At 36.5% G+C, this 20,048-nt stretch carries 21 protein-coding genes; 12 read left to right on the top strand and 9 right to left on the bottom strand.

The window, feature by feature from the left end:
* Positions 1-7: 7 nt before the first annotated feature.
* Genes FVB32_RS04835 through purD form a run of 5 tightly spaced genes read left to right on the top strand, consistent with a single transcriptional unit; the run spans position 8 to position 6,263 of the window.
* The gene (locus tag FVB32_RS04835; RefSeq protein WP_147741709.1) at positions 8-1,582 is read left to right on the top strand and encodes an alginate lyase family protein; all 1,575 of its coding nucleotides are present in this window, start codon (positions 8-10) and stop codon (positions 1,580-1,582) included.
* Complete coding sequence (locus tag FVB32_RS04830) at positions 1,579-2,772, top strand: glycosyltransferase family 4 protein (protein ID WP_147741707.1); 1,194 nt, start codon at positions 1,579-1,581, stop codon at positions 2,770-2,772. Before FVB32_RS04835 ends, FVB32_RS04830 begins: the two co-directional genes overlap by 4 nt.
* A 23-nt stretch (positions 2,773-2,795) precedes the next feature.
* Entirely contained in the window at positions 2,796-3,947 is a 1,152-nt protein-coding gene (locus FVB32_RS04825) for an MraY family glycosyltransferase (protein ID WP_147741705.1), read from the top strand.
* On the top strand, positions 3,944-4,930 hold the full coding sequence (locus tag FVB32_RS04820; protein WP_147741703.1) for a UDP-glucuronic acid decarboxylase family protein: 987 nt from the start codon (positions 3,944-3,946) through the stop codon (positions 4,928-4,930). Before FVB32_RS04825 ends, FVB32_RS04820 begins: the two co-directional genes overlap by 4 nt.
* 58 nt (positions 4,931-4,988) lie before the next feature.
* Positions 4,989-6,263: a phosphoribosylamine--glycine ligase gene (gene purD / locus FVB32_RS04815; protein ID WP_147741701.1), complete on the top strand. Its 1,275-nt coding sequence runs from the start codon at positions 4,989-4,991 to the stop codon at positions 6,261-6,263.
* Here purD and FVB32_RS04810 read toward each other — a convergent pair.
* On the bottom strand, positions 6,258-6,479 hold the full coding sequence (locus tag FVB32_RS04810; protein WP_147741699.1) for a DUF6341 family protein: 222 nt from the start codon (positions 6,477-6,479) through the stop codon (positions 6,258-6,260). The two genes, purD and FVB32_RS04810, sit on opposite strands and share 6 nt — an antisense overlap.
* A gap of 39 nt (positions 6,480-6,518) precedes the next feature.
* On the opposite strand from FVB32_RS04810, the gene FVB32_RS04805 reads away from it, so the two are divergent.
* From FVB32_RS04805 to FVB32_RS04795, 3 genes are read left to right on the top strand one after another with little or no spacing between them, the layout of a single operon-like run.
* On the top strand, positions 6,519-7,451 hold the full coding sequence (locus FVB32_RS04805; RefSeq protein WP_147741697.1) for a DUF6427 family protein: 933 nt from the start codon (positions 6,519-6,521) through the stop codon (positions 7,449-7,451).
* 37 nt (positions 7,452-7,488) lie between these two features.
* On the top strand, positions 7,489-8,094 hold the full coding sequence (locus FVB32_RS04800; RefSeq protein ID WP_147741695.1) for a DUF4254 domain-containing protein: 606 nt from the start codon (positions 7,489-7,491) through the stop codon (positions 8,092-8,094).
* Positions 8,078-9,127 (top strand): glycosyltransferase family 9 protein, encoded by a 1,050-nt coding sequence (locus FVB32_RS04795; protein ID WP_246139828.1) that lies wholly within the window; start codon positions 8,078-8,080, stop codon positions 9,125-9,127. The genes FVB32_RS04800 and FVB32_RS04795 overlap by 17 nt, the downstream gene beginning before the upstream one ends.
* Here FVB32_RS04795 and FVB32_RS04790 read toward each other — a convergent pair.
* Entirely contained in the window at positions 9,124-9,741 is a 618-nt protein-coding gene (locus tag FVB32_RS04790; protein ID WP_147741693.1) for a TetR/AcrR family transcriptional regulator, read from the bottom strand. The two genes, FVB32_RS04795 and FVB32_RS04790, sit on opposite strands and share 4 nt — an antisense overlap.
* Before the next feature lie 386 nt (positions 9,742-10,127).
* Here FVB32_RS04790 and FVB32_RS04785 point away from each other — a divergent pair, with 386 nt between their 5' ends.
* Complete coding sequence (locus FVB32_RS04785; RefSeq protein ID WP_147741691.1) at positions 10,128-10,883, top strand: DJ-1/PfpI family protein; 756 nt, start codon at positions 10,128-10,130, stop codon at positions 10,881-10,883.
* A gap of 181 nt (positions 10,884-11,064) precedes the next feature.
* Here the strand turns inward: FVB32_RS04785 and arsM are convergent, their stop codons facing one another.
* The 4 genes from arsM to FVB32_RS04765 form a co-directional block, all read right to left on the bottom strand.
* On the bottom strand, positions 11,065-12,033 hold the full coding sequence (gene arsM, locus FVB32_RS04780) for an arsenosugar biosynthesis arsenite methyltransferase ArsM (RefSeq protein ID WP_147741689.1): 969 nt from the start codon (positions 12,031-12,033) through the stop codon (positions 11,065-11,067).
* A 30-nt stretch (positions 12,034-12,063) separates the two neighbouring features.
* Complete coding sequence (arsS, locus tag FVB32_RS04775) at positions 12,064-13,158, bottom strand: arsenosugar biosynthesis radical SAM (seleno)protein ArsS (protein ID WP_187269499.1); 1,095 nt, start codon at positions 13,156-13,158, stop codon at positions 12,064-12,066.
* Between the two features lie 32 nt (positions 13,159-13,190).
* Positions 13,191-13,526 (bottom strand): arsenosugar biosynthesis-associated peroxidase-like protein, encoded by a 336-nt coding sequence (locus FVB32_RS04770; RefSeq protein ID WP_147741687.1) that lies wholly within the window; start codon positions 13,524-13,526, stop codon positions 13,191-13,193.
* A gap of 90 nt (positions 13,527-13,616) precedes the next feature.
* Positions 13,617-14,306: a TIGR04282 family arsenosugar biosynthesis glycosyltransferase gene (locus tag FVB32_RS04765; protein ID WP_187269498.1), complete on the bottom strand. Its 690-nt coding sequence runs from the start codon at positions 14,304-14,306 to the stop codon at positions 13,617-13,619.
* A gap of 309 nt (positions 14,307-14,615) precedes the next feature.
* On the opposite strand from FVB32_RS04765, the gene FVB32_RS04760 reads away from it, so the two are divergent.
* On the top strand, positions 14,616-15,407 hold the full coding sequence (locus FVB32_RS04760) for a patatin-like phospholipase family protein (protein WP_147741683.1): 792 nt from the start codon (positions 14,616-14,618) through the stop codon (positions 15,405-15,407).
* 9 nt (positions 15,408-15,416) lie between these two features.
* On the opposite strand, the gene FVB32_RS04755 is transcribed toward FVB32_RS04760, so the two are convergent.
* A complete protein-coding gene (locus FVB32_RS04755; protein WP_147741681.1) occupies positions 15,417-16,466 on the bottom strand; it encodes a ferredoxin--NADP reductase in 1,050 nt (349 codons plus the stop codon).
* Between the two features lie 125 nt (positions 16,467-16,591).
* Here FVB32_RS04755 and FVB32_RS04750 point away from each other — a divergent pair, with 125 nt between their 5' ends.
* Together FVB32_RS04750 and FVB32_RS04745 are read left to right on the top strand one after the other, a co-directional pair.
* Positions 16,592-18,061 carry a DUF5687 family protein gene (locus tag FVB32_RS04750; RefSeq protein ID WP_147741679.1) on the top strand — a complete coding sequence of 490 codons (1,470 nt, stop codon included), beginning with the start codon at positions 16,592-16,594 and terminating at the stop codon, positions 18,059-18,061.
* A gap of 35 nt (positions 18,062-18,096) precedes the next feature.
* Complete coding sequence (locus tag FVB32_RS04745; RefSeq protein WP_147741677.1) at positions 18,097-18,792, top strand: ABC transporter ATP-binding protein; 696 nt, start codon at positions 18,097-18,099, stop codon at positions 18,790-18,792.
* 34 nt (positions 18,793-18,826) lie between these two features.
* Here the strand turns inward: FVB32_RS04745 and FVB32_RS04740 are convergent, their stop codons facing one another.
* Together FVB32_RS04740 and FVB32_RS04735 are read right to left on the bottom strand one after the other, a co-directional pair.
* Complete coding sequence (locus FVB32_RS04740) at positions 18,827-19,399, bottom strand: hypothetical protein (protein ID WP_147741675.1); 573 nt, start codon at positions 19,397-19,399, stop codon at positions 18,827-18,829.
* A gap of 105 nt (positions 19,400-19,504) precedes the next feature.
* Positions 19,505-20,047, bottom strand: a complete 543-nt coding sequence (locus FVB32_RS04735) for a hypothetical protein (protein ID WP_147741674.1) — start codon at positions 20,045-20,047, stop codon at positions 19,505-19,507.
* Position 20,048 lies beyond the last annotated feature (1 nt).

Genomic DNA, 20,048 nt, shown 5'->3' with positions numbered 1-20,048 from the left:
AGATTTAGTGAAACTTAGATTTTTTTTCTGGACTATACGATATTTAAAGCCTATACAGGCTTTCTATCGCTTTTGCAATTGGATTAAAGCATTTCCCCCTAGAAAAACTTACTCTCATGTTCCCCAAAAGCCATCAGGCTTAGTTTGGAATAATGTTTTATCCAATCCATCAAGTTTTTATGGGAATAACAAATTTGACTTTCTTAATATAGGCTACAAGTTTGATAAAGTAATTGATTGGAATTATGATAGTTATGGAAAACTTTGGACATATAACCTGAATTATTTTGAATTCTTGAATCAACAAGGAATAAACAAGAATGAAGCCTTGAATCTTATAGAAGATTATATAGAAAAGGACAGCTCTTTGAAAGATGGACTTGAACCATATCCTATTTCATTAAGAGGGATTAATTGGATAAAATTCTTGTCGAAGAATGGAATAGAAAACATAAACATAAACATAAAATTATATAACCATTATTATAGATTGAAAGATAATTTGGAATACCATTTGCTTGGGAATCATTTACTGGAGAATGGGTATTCGATGCTATTTGGAGCATACTATTTTAAAGACAATGATTTTTACGGCATTGCCAAAAAGATTTTAAAAGAAGAGCTGGATGAACAAATTTTGGGGGACGGAGCTCATTTTGAGCTTTCCCCCATGTACCATCAGATTTTACTTTATCGATTATTGGATTGTATCAATTTGATTAAGAATAACCCATGGAAAGAGGATGACCTACATTCATTATTGAATAATAAAGCAAAGAAAATGTTGGGATGGATAAAAACGGTTACTTATCGCAATGGAAATATTCCAATGGTCAACGATTGCACTTACAATATTGCCCCAACCTCAAAGCAGTTATTTAGTTATGCCCAGTATTTGAAAATACCCTTTGACAAAACCAGCCTAAGGGAATCAGGCTACAGAAAATTCCTTGGAAAGGATTATGAATTATTCGTTGACGTTGGTAATGTTGGGCCAGATTATCAACCAGGTCATGCCCATTCTGATACGTTTAGTTTTGAGCTATACCTTCATGAACGACCCTTAATAGTGGATGTTGGAACATCAACTTATGAGAAGAATAAAAAACGACAGAATGAACGCCAAACTTCTTCCCACAATACAGTTATTGTAAACAATAAAGACCAAACACAAGTTTGGGACGGATTCAGAGTCGCGAAAAGAGCCAAAATAGCTTATCTAAAAGAGAGTGTTGATATGGTTACATCTGCTCATGATGGGTATAAATCTATGGGAGTGTTGCATGAAAGAAGTTTTTATGCTACAAAGGGTATTGTAATTCATGATAGAATTTTATCGAAGAGGGATAAGAAAATAGAATCCCAAGCATTTTTCCATATTCATCCGTCAATAAACAATATAGTTATAAATAAAGGACAAGTATCTTTTGGAGGAATAAATGTTTCTTTAAGTTTTGAAGGAGAAATACACGATATCAAATTGGGGAAATATGAGTATTGTCTCGGCTTTAATAAAACGGAAAAAGCACAAAAAGTCTGTGTTTCGTTCTCAAAAGAACTAACAACAACTATTTTGTTATGAAAATACTTTTTTTGACCGATAACTTTCCTCCCGAGGTGAATGCGCCAGCTACAAGAACATATGAGCATTGTAGGGAATGGGTAAAAAGTGGCGAGAAAGTTACGGTAATAACATGTATTCCAAATTTTCCTGAAGGGAAAGTATATAAGGGATATAAGAACAAGCTATATCAAAAGGAAACAATCGATGGTATTGAGGTAATACGTGTTTGGACCTATATTGCAGCAAATAGAGGGTTCATCAAAAGGATTATTGATTATTTAAGCTTTATGGTTATGTCCTTTTTTGCTGGTCTGTTTATTAAGACAGATTTAATTATAGCCACTTCTCCTCAATTTTTTACGGCAATATCAGGCAAATGGTTGGCTTTTTGGAAGAGAAAAAAATGGGTAATGGAGATTCGGGATCTTTGGCCAGAATCAATAAAAGCAGTAGGGGCGATGGAGCATAATCTTGTAATAAGATATTTTGAGTTTCTTGAAAAGAGAATGTACAAGTCTGCCTGGAAGATTGTTACGGTTACAGATTCTTTCAAAGCGATATTAAAAGAAAGGTATGGGGTAAATGATTCTAAAATAACCGTAGTTAAAAATGGAGTTAATATGAATCTTTTTTCGCCACGAGAAAAGGATAACATATTACTGTGTGAACTTGAAATAAAAAACAAATATATTATTGGTTACATTGGCACACATGGAATGGCACATGCATTAGATTTTGTGCTCGAATGCGCATCAAAAATAAAAGATGATGAAATTCATTTTCTTTTTTTGGGAACAGGTGCTGAAAAAGAAAAATTACTTGAGCAAAAAAACAAAATGAAATTAACCAATGTAACCATGCTGGATCCAGTTCCTAAGCATGAGGTTGGGCGATATATTTCCATATTAGATGCGGCTTTGGTAAACTTAAGAAAATCTGTCACCTTTAAAACGGTGATACCATCCAAAATTTTTGAATTGGCGGCAATGCATAAGCCTATTTTACTGGGCGTTGAAGGAGAGTCCAAGAATCTGGTGGAAAAGTATAAAATAGGAATCCCTTTTGAACCAGAAAACATGCAAGATTTTATAGAGAAAGTCCAATTGATTAGAACCCGAGAAAGCAAAGAGTACACTTTTGATGACATGGTTGCGGATTTTGATAGAACTAATCTTGCTACGGATATGTTATTATTTATCAAGGACTAAGTTTAGTTTTCTACCTTTGAAAAATGAATTTTCTAGAAACTGCTGTACTTATTTTTATTGGGGCCTTTCTTTTGGTATACCTAACCATTCCTAAAATTATCGGAGTAGTAGAATATAAAAGGTTAATGGACGACCCCAATAACAGGAGTTCACATCAAAGTAAAACACCAACTTTAGGAGGTGTTTCTTTTTATTTTACATTGATTTTCGCTTTTTTCTTTATCAAGAATTGGCATGTTTCTGGAGAAGATATCTACATAATACCAGGATTGACCATATTATTTATTATCGGTTTAAAAGATGATTTGGTAGTACTTTCTCCTGGCTCAAAGCTGATAGCCCAAACACTGGCTATTGCTTTTGTTTTGGTTAATGACAGTTTTGTTATTGAATCTTTGAATGGATTTTTGAATATTTATGAAATCCCCTATTTTCTGTACTTGACTATAGCTGGATTTCTAATGTTGACAATTATTAACTCATACAATTTAATTGATGGAATTGATGGTCTGGCTTCAATAGTTGGTATTGTAATAATGATAATTTATACGACCATTTTCTATTTATCAGGAGAGTATTTTTTTGCATTGATAAGCATAACCATGAATGCCTGTTTGATGGCATTTTTCGGATTCAACATCTCCTCCGACAAAAAGATATTTATGGGAGATACAGGTTCTTTAATAGTTGGTTTCATCATTAGTGTTCTAACATTGAAGTTTTTGGCTTTAAAACCGGAATCTTATGAAGGGCTACCTTTTCTATTGGAAAATGCACCACTTATTGCGATAAGTATTTTGATTGTTCCATTATTTGATACTGCAAGAGTATTTGCCATACGAATTGCCAACAAAAAAGGACCTTTTTCGCCAGACAGGAATCATGTGCATCATGTGCTTATAGATTTCTGGAAACTTACCCATAAGCAAGCAAGCTTCATTATAGGGTGCTTCAATCTTATGTTCGTTGTCCTATTTATCATTTTGGGGAGCAAGGCCAAAAACCTGGGAATGGTTATTATGCTAGTAAGTGTAGTGGTCATTTTGGGGTATGTGTTTTTCAGATATAACTATAACTTCACCAACTTAAAACATAAAATTAGGCTGAGAAGAAAAATGGAATCACTAAAAGGAAAGAGTGATTCAAATACAAAAAAGAAAAAACCAGTTAATTGAAAAGAACTCTAATAAGTGGCGCAGCAGGCTTCCTTGGATCCCATCTATGTGATCGGTTTGTTGCTGAGGGCCATCACGTCATAGCAATGGATAACCTAATCACAGGGGACCTAAAAAACATAGAACATCTATTTCCATTAGAACGTTTTGAATTTCACCATCACGATGTTTCAACCTTTGTGCATCTGGGAGGTGATTTGGATTACATTCTTCATTTTGCATCCCCTGCAAGTCCTATTGATTATTTAAAGATTCCTATTGAAACTTTAAAGGTTGGTTCGCTTGGTACACTCAATTTATTGGGATTGGCCAAAGAAAAAAATGCCCGAATCCTAGTTGCATCAACTTCCGAGGTCTACGGAGACCCACTGGTACACCCCCAAAATGAGGAATACTATGGTAATGTTAGTCCAATAGGCCCACGAGGGGTTTATGATGAGGCCAAACGTTTTATGGAGTCCATAACAATGGCGTATCATACCCATCATGGATTGGATACCCGTATCGTTCGTATTTTTAACACCTATGGCTCAAGAATGCGCTTGAATGATGGGCGAGTGGTTCCAGCCTTTATGGGGCAAGCGCTTCGGGGTGAGGATTTAACGGTTTTTGGAGATGGATCCCAAACAAGATCTTTTACGTATATAGATGATCAGGTTGAAGGGATTTATCGTTTACTGATGAGTGATTACCATCTTCCCGTGAACATAGGTAATCCAGATGAAACCACAATTCTGGAGTTTGCTGAGGAAATCATTAAGCTTACGGGAACGGATCAAAAAATAACATTCAAACCATTGCCTCAGGATGACCCCTTACAGCGCCAACCTGATATCGCTAGGGCCAAGGAAATTTTGGATTGGGAACCTAAAGTGCATCGTTCAGAAGGGCTAAAAATGGTGTATGAATACTTCAAATCGCTATCATCAGAGGAATTACATGGCAAGGAGCATCGTGATTTTTCACATTTGAATGGGAAATAAATACTGATATCTGATATCCGATATCTGAATTGGTTTATTTTTGCCAAAATTTTGATTGATGAACATTCTTGTCCTTGGTTCAGGAGGTCGCGAACATGCGATCGCCCATAAAATTTCACAAAGCCCTAAAATTAACAACTTGTTTGTTGCTCCTGGCAATGCTGGAACGTCCAATATTGCCACAAACGTTGAGGTTGGGGTAAACGATTTTGAAAGCATAAAAGACCTGGTCTCAAAAGAAAGCATCAATTTGGTTGTGATAGGTCCAGAAGACCCATTGGTCAATGGAGTTCATGACTTCTTCCTGAATGACGCTGAGCTTAAAAATGTTTCGGTAATCGGCCCGCAAAAGGCTGCTGCAGAACTGGAAGGCAGCAAGGAATTTGCCAAGGAATTTATGATGCGCCATCAAATCCCTACGGCAGCCTACGAAAGCTTTACTTCTGAAAGTTTAGAGGAAGGGTATGCCTTTTTAGAAACACTAAAACCGCCTTATGTGTTAAAAGCAGATGGATTGGCTGCTGGTAAGGGGGTTTTGATTCTTAAAGACCTAGACGAAGCCAAAGCTGAACTAAAGGCGATGCTTCTGGATTCTAAATTTGGAGAGGCAAGTGCGACGGTGGTTATTGAAGAGTTCTTGGATGGAATAGAATTAAGCTGTTTTGTGCTTACTGACGGCACCAATTTTAAAGTACTCCCAACAGCAAAAGACTATAAGCGGATAGGTGAGGGTGATACAGGACTAAACACAGGTGGCATGGGAGCTATTTCCCCTGTACCATTTGCAACAGATGCTTTTATGGAGAAGATAGAGAAGCAAATTGTAAAACCTACGGTAGAGGGCCTTAAAAAGGATAATCTGCCCTATGTCGGATTCATTTTTATAGGATTGATAAAAGTAGGAGACGAACCCAAAGTAATCGAGTACAACGTACGCATGGGTGATCCAGAGACGGAAGTTGTTATTCCCAGAGTAAAAACCGATTTGGTTGATATACTGGATGCGATGGCCAAAGGGAAACTGGATGAAATTAATCTGGAAATAGATAAAAGAACAGCTACAACGGTAATGGCAGTTTCAGGAGGTTACCCAGAAGCGTATGAAAAAGGAAAGGAAATTACAGGGACAGAAAAGATTCAAGATTCCCTTGTTTTTCATGCTGGGACAAAAATAAAAGACGGAAAGATAGTCACGAACGGAGGTCGTGTTATTGCAATAACGTCTTTTGGAGAAAACTTTACCGAAGCGCTGCAAAAATCCTATCAAAATATAGAAAAACTACACTTTGGTGGGATGTACTACCGAAAAGATCTTGGGTTTGACCTATTATAGATAAGAATGGGAGCTTATGCTCTTGTCCTCTTCCCCATTATCATTAAAAATTTTCAGCTGGTTCATCCAATAAACCATAGCGATCATTCCAATGACGAAGAAAATCCAATTCACGGAGTTGGAAGCCCACCAGTTTTGCATAAAACGGAAAAAATCATAAGGAGCAAAAAGACCGTTTACAAATAAGTCTTCAATGCCATAAAAAAACTTGCTCATCTTAGCTATATTTACTTTACAAAAGTAGTAAAACCTAGCATGATTTCAAGCTTTTTCGGGAAAACAAAGCCCATAAACTATATTGTTTTATCTGTTTTTCTCTCCTTTTTTTATGGAATGTTCTTGTTTTTAGGTTCAGAACGGAACATTAATGTTGATGTACTTCCGCTAGAACTTTTAACACTGACGGTACTCTTATTTTCCATTTACCTCATTAGTAGAATTGTGAGGGTGGAGAAGGTAACGGATCTTAGCTCATTTGCCATCTTATTTTTTGTATTGCTACTAGTTGCATTTTCCAATGTATTAATAGATAAGAATGGCATTTTCACCAATTTTTTTGTGCTGTTGGCAGTGTGGAGGTTATTATCGATTAAATCGATTAAAAACGTAAAGCATAAAATTTTTGATGCTAGCTTTTTAATATGTGTAGCCAGCTTTTTTTACGATTGGGCCCTTGTTTTTTTAATTCTGGTTTTTGTCGTAATCAATATTTATGATAGAAAGACAACCAAAAACTGGATGGTTCCTATTGCGGCTATCATATCAGTTTTTATCTTGTCCTTTGCGATTTTTAAGTTGTACGACATGCTTCATTTTTATAGAGAGCACTATCGTTTTTCGCTAGGACTTTTAAACACTAATTTTCCAAGTCAACCTGGAATCACCAAGTTGATAATTTATGCCTCGTTAATACTATTGGTAACGTTCTTGGTTTTCTTGAAAGTTCGAAAAAAAGGAGGGGGAAAACTACTTCCATTACGCATTATCTTCTTAACCTTCTTAATTGGACTTTTTATTAGCCTGTTTGAATCAATGGATTCATCGTTATTGCTGCTCACTTTTTTCCCGGCGGCTGTTTTTTTGACCAATTATTTGGAAGCCATCAAAAAGGCTAGACTAAAAGAGGCAGTTATTGTGATATCTGTTTTGCTGTCTTTTTTGGTTTTTGCATTAGAGCTAAATCCTTAAGCGATAAAGCAATATCTTTGCCTCAAATTATCCGAAAATGTTTAGCGAGCTTGCCTTCAATATCTTTCAAGAGAGTATTAATACCTACCATGTTAAAGACGATGTCTATCAAGAGTTTGTAAATCCATACCCAAAGGATAAGATAGAGCATTTACTCTATCGAAAAAATTGGATTGATACCGTACAATGGCATTATGAAGATATTATTCGGGACCCTTCCATAAATCCAGAAGATGCGCTGGACCTTAAACGAAAAATAGATGCCAGTAATCAAGACCGCACGGATTTGGTCGAATATATTGATAGCTATTTTTTAAATAAATATCAATCGGTTGAGGTAAGAGGAGATGCCACAATCAATACAGAAAGCCCAGCTTGGGCCATTGACCGGCTCTCTATTTTGGCACTTAAAATTTATCATATGCAAGAAGAGGCAAATAGGACGGATGCTTCCCCAGAACACCTCAAAAAATGTAATGAAAAACTCCAAGTGCTTTTGGAACAACGAAAAGACCTTTCCACCGCTATTGATCAATTACTGGCAGATATTGAATCGGGAAACAAGTACATGAAAGTTTATAAGCAGATGAAGATGTACAATGATGATGAATTAAACCCTGTGCTTCGTGGACAAAAAGGGTAAACATGCCCATATTTTAGTGATTCGCCTATCGGCTATGGGTGATGTAGCTATGGCCGTTCCGGTGCTATCCGTCTTACTTGCCAAAAACCCAGAACTAAAGATTACTATTCTTACCAAAAAAGCATTCACGCCTATTTTTTCTGCGTTGAAGAATGTTGAGGTGTATGAGGCTGATGTAAAAAAACGCCATAAAGGGCTTATTGGTCTGTGGCGCTTGCATCAGGAATTAAATAAACTACAAATCGATGCGGTGGCAGATTTACACAATGTGCTTAGAAGCCGAATTTTGAAGAAGTATTTTGCATTGGATAAAATTCCTTTTGCTCAAATTGACAAAGGACGCGCGGAGAAAAAAGCACTCACGCGGGCCAAGAATAAAAATTTTCAACAGTTGAAAAGTACACATCAACGCTATGCCGATGTGTTCGCCGAATTAGGGTTCCCCGTTGATTTATCCAATGTGAACTTACTGGAACGGCAATCACTTTCGGATAAAGCATTGGAATTGATAGCACAAGACGCTAAAAAATGGATAGGTATTGCGCCTTTTGCTGCCCATGAGGGTAAAATGTATCCTCTAGATTTAATGAAAAAGGTGATACAAGCATTAAGCAATACCGAAAAGTATAAAATATTATTATTTGGCGGTGGGGCTAATGAAATTCAACAGTTGGAAGCTATTGAAAAGGAAAGCAAGAGCGCAATCAATATGGCAGGCAAGCTGACGTTGTCCGAAGAATTGGGTCTAATTTCAAATTTGGATGTGATGTTAAGTATGGATAGCGGCAATTCTCATTTGGCAGCAAACTATGGTATTCCTGTGATAACCATTTGGGGTGTTACCCACCCTTATGCCGGATTTTATCCTTTTAATCAACCTCTGGAAAATGCATTGTTGGCAAATAAAACGTTGTTTCCATTAATTCCAACTTCGGTGTATGGAAACAAACTTCCAAAAGGGTATGAGAAAGCTATGGAGTCCATCAGTCCATCAGCGATAGTGGCCAAAATTGAGCAGGTATTGACACCTTAAGCCATTACATTTTGCGCTGCAATGGAACGAAAGTAATGTTTTAGCTGCTGTATGTATTGATACTTGAGTTGCTTATTGGTATTATCCATGAGCAAAGAGCGCATTCCCAAATAAGAAGCTATAATATAGGTAGCTACTCCCTCACAATCAATATGACGAGCAATATGGCCATCTATTTTGCCCCTTTTTAACACCGAAACTAGATTGACCTCCCACACTTTAAGAATATCTTTTAGATACTTACTGATTTGAGCATTTCGCTTGTTGAATTCTGTAAGAAAGTCATTAAGCATAAATCCATATGCCATTTCATTTCGCTTACCGGGCTCCAAAGCTTCTTCCAAACTATCCAAAATAATGGGTAAAGGGTTTTCGTAGGTATTCAAAGGTTCAACCAACAAGGCATATACCTTTTGGACAATTAAGTTTTGTATAATATTGATAAAGTAATCCTCCTTGGATTTAAAATGATGATAAAAGGCTCCTTTAGAAAGTTCTAATTCCTTTAATATATCATCTAAGCTAGTGTTGTAATAGCCTTTTTGTTGGAATATTTCCAGCCCTTTTGCACATAAGCGGTGCATGGTTTCTCGTTTTTTTAGGTTCTTTTCCATAAGATTTAGGTTTTGGGTGAATTAGACCGTTAAGTCTGTAACAAAGATTCTGCGCAATCCATCCAACCGAAAAAAACAAGGGTATAGGTGTAGGAAAAATCGGTGAAAAGTAAAATACAGGCCAAAATGAGCATATCCTAAAAAAGCAGACCGACTGGCGGGTCGGTTTAAGCGAATCATTTGTGGGATAAAAGACACCCTAAAACTTTAGTAAAAAAGAATACCAAGGTAAAACCCAGTATCAAACTGTGAAATGGATTTGTCAAATCTTTCTTAAACTAGCTTAATTTTTAATAGAATTTACATAAATACCTTTGTTCTACTTTTTAATCAAAAGGTGAGTCCAAGTTGTATTATAGTTGACTTGTCAATATTTAAATGAGAATATGAAAAATGTGCTGATTATTTCGACACTGTTTTTTGCAACTATTTTTATTAGCTGTAATAATGAGAAATCAAAAACCAACCTAAATACGGAGAATACCAATCGAGTAGAGTCACAATCTGACACATTAACAAAACACTTGAAGCCGTACAAAACTGAATTGCCAACAATAGGTCTTCTTATGTTTAATGGCGTCCTGCAAGGTGAAGTTATTGCTGCATCGGATGTTTTTGGAAAACCCAATCAAAATTTTGAGCAGCTTTTTAATGTAATCACCATAGCGGAAACGGAAAACCCAATCACAACGGAGGAAGGCATGCATTTTGTTCCTGATTACACATTTGAAAACTGTCCAAAATTAACAGTGCTATTTGTTCCTAGTGGTTATGATATGTACGCACATGTCCGCAATGAAAAAATGGTGGATTTCATTAAAAAGAAAAACGAAGAAACCAAATACATCGTAAGCAATTGCGCAGGAGCACAACTTATTGGTGAGTCCGGAATTGCTGACGGACATAAAATCGTCACCTATATTGGTGGGGGAAAACAACTGCAAAAAGATTACCCAAATTTAAAAGTTCAAAATGACAGTTTGGTAACATTTGTTGAGGACGGAAAATTCAGTTCATCTAACGGGAACTTGACGAGCTATATTTCTGCTCTTAATTTACTGGAGAAAATGACCAGTAACGAACACAGAAAATTTGTTGAAAGCTATTTATACATAGACCGTTTTCAAAATTGGAGAGAATGAGTACGATGCCCAATACCTAATAGGATGCATAGTTCGCTGCTTCTAAATTTCCTAATCGGAAATTCTTCATGGGTTTTCAGGTTAAGAAACCATATACAAACACGATAAGTACCATTCCCCCAAAATAAAAAACCGCCCTGATGGTCAAGAGCGGTTTTTGTAATGAAATCAATATTGTTTTCTAGCAACAGCCACCACCATCATAATGGTAGGTAGACTCACTAATAAAAATATCATCCCTCCCCAATGAACCAAGGGCTCCTGCTGTTTTGTCACAGATAGCCAAAGGCTGGTTCTTTAACAGAACATGGCCTTTATGGTCATCAAAATAATCTTCACCACCAAAATAAATGGCTGCTTTACCGGTAAAAACACATGGACCATCTTCGGGCATAGGGTCTTTTATAGCTGCTACCTCTATAGATTCAATATAGATGAGTTCATCTGTGGGGTAGTTTTTAGGATCTAGAATTCGATACGGCTTTCTGGCTCTAATTTCAATGGTGCCAAAACCAACATCTGTTAATGCCTTAATATATTGTTTTATAGGAAGGCTTCCACTAAGACAAAGAGCACGTAAGCGGTCATCATTTCGTAAGGTTGTATTCATTTCTTGCTCGCAGGTAGGATCACTCATGACGAGTTTGCCATTTGGTTTTAACACGCGATACATTTCTTCAATGGCACGCTTTAAATCTTCTTCCTTAAAAATGTTGAACAGGCAGTTCTGTGCGGCAACATCGATTGAATTATCTTCAACAGGAAGGTTTAGAGCATCGCCTTTTTTCAGATCAACAAATTCCGACCTGAACCAATCGTTTTCTTCTTCGGCAATTTTAAAATTATCTCGGCTGGCCTGTAGCATTTCATCAACAACATCAACACCAACAACCCCCCCTTTTTGACGGTTGAAATAAGAGAATTGCAATAATTCCATTCCCCCGCCAACACCTACATAGAGCATCTTGGGATTATTGGAAAGGTCTCTGGCATGAACGGTGCTGCCACAACCGTAGTTCATCTCTTGCATTATTCTTGGGATTTTTAGTCCTGGCAATTCCCAAATGGGGTTTGTGGTACAACACAGCCCTACGTCTGGGGTTAATGCGGCTTCTTTATATAAATCTTCGGTAGCTTGTAAATAACTCATAATTCTTTATTTAAATAGTATTTTATTGTTTTAGGCGACAGTTCCTTGACAACTACTTCCAGCACCTGCGGTACAGCCGTAGCAATGTTGGGAGATAATAATGTTCCTGTCATTTAAAACATCTTCATTATAATCTTTAATATGTTTCACTTTGCTGGCGACCTTAAGGTCCAACATCTGGTTGAAGTCGCAATCGTACAACCAGCCATCCCAACTAATGGATATGGTATTGGTACACATCACATTGGCCACCGCTGCTGGATTGTAGGCTTCCACTAAGGCGTACATATAATCCTCGTAGTTTTCAGAGGCAATTAAATAATCCAAAAAGCGCGCAATGGGTAAATTGGTAATGGCAAAAAGATTATGGAACTGAATTCCAAAATCCTGATCTAAGGCTTTTTTAAAGTCTTTTTCCATAGCCATTTGATCCCCCGGTAAGTAAGCTCCAGAAGGATTGTAGACTAAATCTAAACGCAAGTCACTGCCAGGCATGCCATATCCACGTGCATTCAATTCTTGTAGTGCTTTAATCGATTTGTCGAAAACGCCATCTCCACGCTGCTTATCCGTTTTGCCACGGGTATAATGCGGCATGGATGAAATGACATGTACATTATGTTTTTTAAAGAAGTCCGGCAAATCGTAGTACTTCTTGTTTGCTCGAATGATGGTTAGATTGGACCGAACAATAAAATCTTTAATTCCCGCTTTGGCAGCTTCTTCGACAAACCAACGGAAATCTGGATTCATTTCTGGCGCTCCTCCTGTTAGATCTAGGGTATGGGCACCAGTATTTTTAATGACTTCGAGACACTGTTTCATGGTATCACGTGTCATAATTTCCTTACGGTCGGGTCCAGCATCTACGTGACAGTGCTCGCATACTTGATTGCACATATACCCCACATTGATTTGTAGAATCTCTAATTTCTTTGGTCGAAGTGGGAAATGACCAATTTTATTGATTTTATCCTTGAAATATGGAAGTTCGCCCTCAGCAAAGAGACCTCCTTCAAGTATTTCAAGTTGTCTATTGGTAGCCGCTAATTCATTATCCCGTGCTTTCAGGGATTTTTGCATTGGCTTTTTTACCTTTTTAGACTTTGGTAAGATACTTTCCATTTTTAAAAATTCTAGTGGTAAACCGTACGGGTCTACATGGATAATTTGTTGTATTTGTTCATCATTTGCACTCCATGAACCAAAGTAGCTCCGCTTTCAATAGCAGCACCCGCATGTACCGCTTCCATCATTTCCTCTTTGGTAATTCCCTTTTGCAATCCGTCTTTGGTATAAGCATCTATACAATATGGACATTTAACCACATGGGAAACGGCCAGGGCTATTAAAGATTTTTCTCTTGCACTTAGTGCACCTTCTTCGAAAACCTTACCGTAGTAATCAAAAAATTTAGTGCCCAGTTCTTCGCTCCATTCAGTTATTTTACCAAATTTTCTTAAGTCTGCCGGGTCATAATATGAGTTTGCCATGTTATGTTTTTTAGTAAGTAATTAGAATTTAGATAAAAGCATTTTACCCTTATCCAAGTTGAAAACAATGAATGATGAAATAGAATGATTTTATAAAAGGATTGGAGAACCCTTATTATAATAAAGAGATGTAATGTAGAACCCAGGTATTCGTATGTCTTTGAAAACAATTTGAGTATTGCACTTTAAGAAAGCTCTGAGAATTTTGAGAATAGAGCCTGCAATGGTTTTGGAAAAACCTAAAAGAGTTATAATGTCTTGCTTGTTGTCAAGGTCGTGTAAAACGGGAAGGCTATAAATATGGGAATTATAACTTTCAAGTAGCTGGGAAATCTTATTGAATAGCCCAAAGCGTTGCCATGGCAATCTAAGGAATAAAGTAGCATCAAAATTAGAGCGATGGAGGCCCATTAGGTAAAAACCACCATCAGAAGCTGGCCCCAGAACGGTTTTTCCCAAGCGTAGTTGTTTTTCAGCTTCAACAATATGGGAGGCTTTCAACTGTGGGCTATCATTACCAATGGTAATCACATTTTGGTAGCCCTTATCGTAAAGTGTTTGAATGGCGTTGGAAAAACGCTCGCCAAAAGTCGCACCCTTTTGTTCCTTTTCCGTAAAATGATAAAATGGGAGTCCAGTGGCTTTTGCAGTTTGAAGTGTACGTTCGGTTAGTCTTCGAAACAACTCCAAATTTGCCACAGTTTTTTTATGGCGAGTTTCCGCAACAGCAGAATTCGCAAAAATCAAGATTGCCGTTTCTTTTGAAAAAGTGTTTTTCAAGATTTGCTATACTATCGTAAACTTACGATAAATATCTATGTGCAATTGGTCGAAAAGTATCATGTCTGATTACATTTTTCTTTTAGAACAGACAATTTTAACATTCCGACCAGCAAGTCGGTTTCAAAAATGGCATCCTTAAATACATCAAGATTAAAATCGAGGCGATATCGACGAAATGCATAAAACACATTGATCTTTGAAAAAAACAAACTAGGCAGTCGGTAATTTTATCTTAAAAAACAAGTTTAAAATGTGAGTTTTGGGCTTTGGTGGTTAATTTTATAGTGTTTTTAATCTACTTATTTCATGGTCACAACTATTTCCAAGGCAAAATCGATTGGACTGGTACTTTCCGGAGGCGGAATTCGCGGCATGGCACATATCGGGTTACTTAAGGCAATGCAGGAACGCGAATTGGAGGCCAAAACGGTAGCAGGGTCCAGTGTAGGTGCTCTGGTTGGTGCGTTATATGCAAATGGGAATTCTATTGAAGACATGTTGCAGTTTTTTAAAGACACGCCTTTGTTTCAATACAACTTTTTTGCACTTAACAAGCCAGGCTTTATAGATACCGAAAGGTATTATAAAATTTTTAAGGGCTATTTTCCAAAAGATTCTTTTGAATGCCTGGAAAAACCATTGTTTGTGGTCGCCACTGATTTGCTTAAAGGAGAGGAAAAAGTATTTACTAAAGGAAAACTTATTAAACCCCTTTTGGCCTCAGCTGCATTGACTCCTGTGTTTAGTCCAGTTGAAATAGACAGAACGCTCTATGCAGATGGTGGGGTAATGAATAATTTTCCAAAAGAATATATTGATGGAAAAGCAGACTTTATTATTGGGAGTAACGTATCCATTGCTGGAGAAATACAAAAAAAAGACCTGAAAAACTCATTGCAATTGGCAGGTAGAGTAACTGGCCTGATGATTTACGCTTCAAGTCACCAAAAACTTCAAGAATGTGATTTGTTCATTGAGCCCAAAGAATTAGAAAAAATTGGAGTGCTGGATAAAAAAGGCATTCAAAAAGCTTTTTCCATTGGTTATGACCATGGCTGCAGAACAATGGATAAGCAATTAAAAAAGGAATTAATCTAGCTGAAAGATCTAAACATCATCATAATCAACCTTAAGGGTTGGAGTCAACGGGTGTGCTTGGCAAGTTAAAATGAGCCCTTCGGCAACTTCCCCATCTGTTAAGATTTGGTTTTTGACCATTTCAGCTTTTCCTTCGGTGACTCTAGCGATGCAACTGCTACACACCCCACCCTGGCATGAATATGGTGCATTTATATCTTCTTTGAGAACAGCATCCAACACCAATTCTTTTTTATCCATGGTTATGAAAAAGGTCTCATCGTCAACAAGAACTTCCAATTTGGTTTTCCCTTCAAGTTCTTCGGCCAAAGTGTCTTCCGCATCCGAACTGGTAAACAATTCGAACAAAATTTTATCTTCGGAAATACCATTACTTTTCAAGGTGTCTGAAACAGTATTGATTATTTCCTCTGGACCGCATAAATAAAAGGCGTCAAAAGCAGTTTCTTTAAACTTGTTTTTGATTATGAAGTTTACTGTTGAAGTCTCGATTCTACCAAACAGCGCATTTTCTTCTTGAGACCTACTGAAAAGATGTTGAATAAAAAACCTATTGGTATATTGTTCTTGAAGCTCTTGCAAAGCCTTTAAATACATAGTTTCTTCAGGAGATTGGTTTCCAAAGACCAATACAAAGGTGTTTTCTGAATGGCTTTCCAACACGGTTTGAGCAATGCTCATTATTGGAGTGATTCCACTTCCTGCAGCGAATGCTGCGACGTTTTTGGCTTCTGAAGTAGACTCAAAAACAAATCGACCCTCAGGAGGCATAACTTCCAAAACATCTCCGGTTTTAATGCTCTCATTGGCATAAACAGAGAAGGTACCATTAGGCACTTTTTTTATTCCAACAGTAATTTTCCCAGAAGAAGGAGCTGAAGAAATGGAATAGGCCCTGCGTAATTCTTCTCCATTCACAGTATGTTTTATAGTTATATATTGCCCAGCTGTATAGGCAAATGTATTTTTAAGATGCTCTGGAATGTCAAAAGTTAGGGTTACTGCATTTGGAGTTAAAGAATCAACCGCAGTAATTTTTAGTGCATGAAAGTCACTCATGGAATATCAATTTTTTTTGCAAAACTAAGCATTCATGCAATTTTGAAAGCTAGATTTTAAAAAAAGCGTTGCTTTTGTAACAAATCAAGTATTTTAGGTACAAACATCTAGAAAATCACCGACCCATGTTCAAACATTTTATCAATCTTCAGTGGAAATCTTTTTTTAGATCATCCTCTTTTGGAAAGGGGTTGGCATTGAAAATTGTAATGATCTTTTTTGGTATTTACATGATTGGAGCTTTAGTGTTTGTTGGGGGCTTTCTTTATGAAATCCTTAGAAAGCTTTTTCCAGACCAAGCGCCAATGTGGGTGCTGAGCAGGTATTTGGTATACTGGATATTGATAGAACTGTTTTTTAGATACTTTTTGCAGAAACTTCCTGTGATGGATATTAAGCCATTATTGTCTTTTCCGATTAAAAAAAGTACCATAACACATTATATTCTGGGAAAATCAGGATTTTCTGGGTACAATGCTTTAGCGCTTTTTCTTTTCGTTCCTTTTGGCGTTGTGCTTTTGTTTAATGGTTATCCCGTTTTGAATGTTGTACTATGGCTTGTGTCAATTTTCGCGATAGTATTATGCATCAATTATGTCAATTTTCTGGTTAATAAAAGTGATAAGGCCCTTGGTATCATAGGCGGAATTATCGTACTACAGTATGGATTGGATTATTTTCAAATACTGCCTGTGAAAGATTTTTTCGGTCCAATTTTTCATGGATTGTATCAATACCCCATTGCAGTACTTGTGCCCGTAGCGCTGGCTATTTTGGCATACTTTTTAAATTACAAACTACTTAAAAACAAGCTCTTTTTAGATGCTTCCTTAAAAACCAAATCCAAAGAAGCAAAGACCTCAGATTTGACATGGACAAAACGCTTTGGAGACATGGGAACTTTTTTACAGCTAGACCTGAAGATGATTTGGCGGAACAAAAGAACCAAAGCACAAGTCTTTATATCCCTTCTCTTCGTGTTTTACGGTTTAATATTCTATACCCAAGAAGTCTATGCCAATATGATCCCCATGTTTGCTTTTTTGGGAATTTTTATGACGGGAATCTTTCTTAGCAATTTTGGTCAATTTATTCCGGCATGGGATAGCGGTTACTATAGCATGATGATGTCACAGAACATACCCTTGCGAAAATATTTAGAATCTAAAGCAACATTAATATCGGTTAGTGTGGTGGCCATGTTTTTATTGACTATTCCCTATGTGTATTTTGGATGGGAAGCTTTAGCAATAAACTTTGGAAGTGCGATTTATAATTTGGGAGTAAACATTCCCGTGATTCTATTTTTTGGATCTTTCAACAAAAAAAGAATAGATCTTGATAAAAGTCCATTTGGTAATATGCAGGGCACAAGTTCCACCCAGTTTTTAATAATGTTACCAGTTTTAGGGCTGCCCATTCTAATTTTTACGGGAGCATATTATCTCATATCTATGGAAGCTGCGGTAATAATACTATCTCTTCTGGGTGTTATCGGTTTTGCGCTAAAAAATTATTTGTTGGACAGAATCACCGAGCAATACAGAAGAAAGAAATATGGAATGATAGCTGGGTTTAAGGAAAAAAACAGCTAGCAAAATTCACAAAAGTGAAGTTTAAAAATATATAGATGATTACAACTGAAAATCTTTCTAAAAAATACGGATCACAAACCGTATTAAATATTGAATCTTTGGAAATACCCAAAGGGCAGAGCTTTGGTCTGGTAGGGAACAATGGAGCAGGCAAGACCACTTTTTTCAGCCTTCTATTGGATTTGATTCAGCCTACAACGGGCCATATCATAAATAATGAAGTACAGGTAAACAAGAGCGAGGATTGGAAACCTTTTACAGCATCATTTATTGATGAATCCTTCCTTATTGGGTATCTGACCCCAGAAGAATATTTCTATTTTGTTGGTGATTTAAGAGGAAGAAACAAAGCAGATGTAGATGCCCTTCTTTCCACTTTTGAAGATTTTTTTCATGGTGAAATTTTGGGCCAAAAGAAATACTTACGAGACTTATCCAAAGGAAATCAAAAAAAAGTGGGTATAGTCGCTTCTTTTATTGGCAATCCAGAAGTAGTAATTCTGGATGAGCCATTTGCTAATCTAGATCCCACCACACAGATTCGATTAAAAGGAATCATAAAAGAACTTGCGGCAAAACAGAATGTAACCGTTTTGGTATCAAGTCATGATTTAATGCATGTTACAGAGGTTTGTGAACGTATTGTGGTATTGAACAAAGGGGAAATTGTAAAAGATATTCAAACCTCAACACAGACACTTAAGGAATTGGAAACCTTTTTTGCAGGATAAAAAAGGCGATGGTTTGCCATCGCCTGAATTAATTTCATGAGAGATTAAAGAAAATCAGAATTATTCTTTGCATTACCAAATAGTGGTTGGTTCTATATGATGTGCTATCCATTGGTCTCTTTCTTTGGTCAAGCATAATATTTGGGCATATCCAGATAATTGGCTTCGACTGACGCTCATTTCCAAAATTGCTTTTATCGAACCAAATTCTTGAAAAATTAAAAAGTAGATTAAACTTCTTGAATTCTTTTGAGTTGGATAAGATAGTGGTATCTGCCAAAACGATTTTATGTCCTTGTGTACTTTTTAAAAGTGTGGCTTCATGAATTGTTTTGATAGGCAAATCATACTTCAACAAACTTTTGAAGAAGTCAGGAATTTTTCCATCTTCTATTTTATTAATTTCATTATCCATAATAGGATAAACAGCAATGTTGAGTTTTGCATTTTTCAATGAGTCTGCATCCTTTATAGAGACCAAGGTGTCATTTGGGTCAGTTGAAGGAGGTGGAGGTAAGGGGATGGTATATTCATCTATTACTAACGAAATAATTTTTTTTTCATCGTCTTCAAGGTTTTGATTTTGAGGTTTGCAATGCGCAAACAATATTATAACTATTAAGAGTTTGACTAGTTTTATAATTGGTCGCCAAAACAGTATTTTTTAATGAACAATTATTGACAACTTATAAGACTGTGGTAAAATAAACGATTAATCAGATGTCCACAATGGAAAAGAGGCAAAAGGCATCCATTTTCCATTTTCCATTTTCATACAAAATAGATCACCATCCGATATACTTTCTGAATAAACAAAAACATAATTTTTATTAGGTACAATTATTGGCATTGTAATCATTCTAGTTTCTCCTTTTTTATCAAGGGTACTTACTATTTTCACATCTCGCGACAATCTTTTTTTATCTAGCCGTCTCATGCGCAATCGTTCAAATTCTGCTTTTATTTGACCAATGTCATTTTTTGAGAAAATCTTTTCAAAATTAATATTTTGCTGATCTTCCGTAAGGTTGTAATGGAATAGATTTAAACCATTTGATGAGATTAGTTGAGTAATTATAGAGTCATTTGATTTGGGTTCAAAAGTTTCTTTTTTCAGTGCTTTTATTTTTCTCAAAGAAATGAATGCATTTATAATCTGGTAGTCAACATCATTTTCCTCTTGGGAAATATTAAATCCACTTTTACAGCTCCATAGCGAGGCTATTAATAATAATATTAGAAAATTATACTTCATG

The organism is Flagellimonas hymeniacidonis (assembly GCF_008040165.1).
Lineage (GTDB): Bacteria > Bacteroidota > Bacteroidia > Flavobacteriales > Flavobacteriaceae > Flagellimonas > Flagellimonas hymeniacidonis.
The sequence above is the reverse complement of the archived record's forward strand: the minus strand, read 5'-3'. Positions and strand labels throughout refer to the sequence as shown.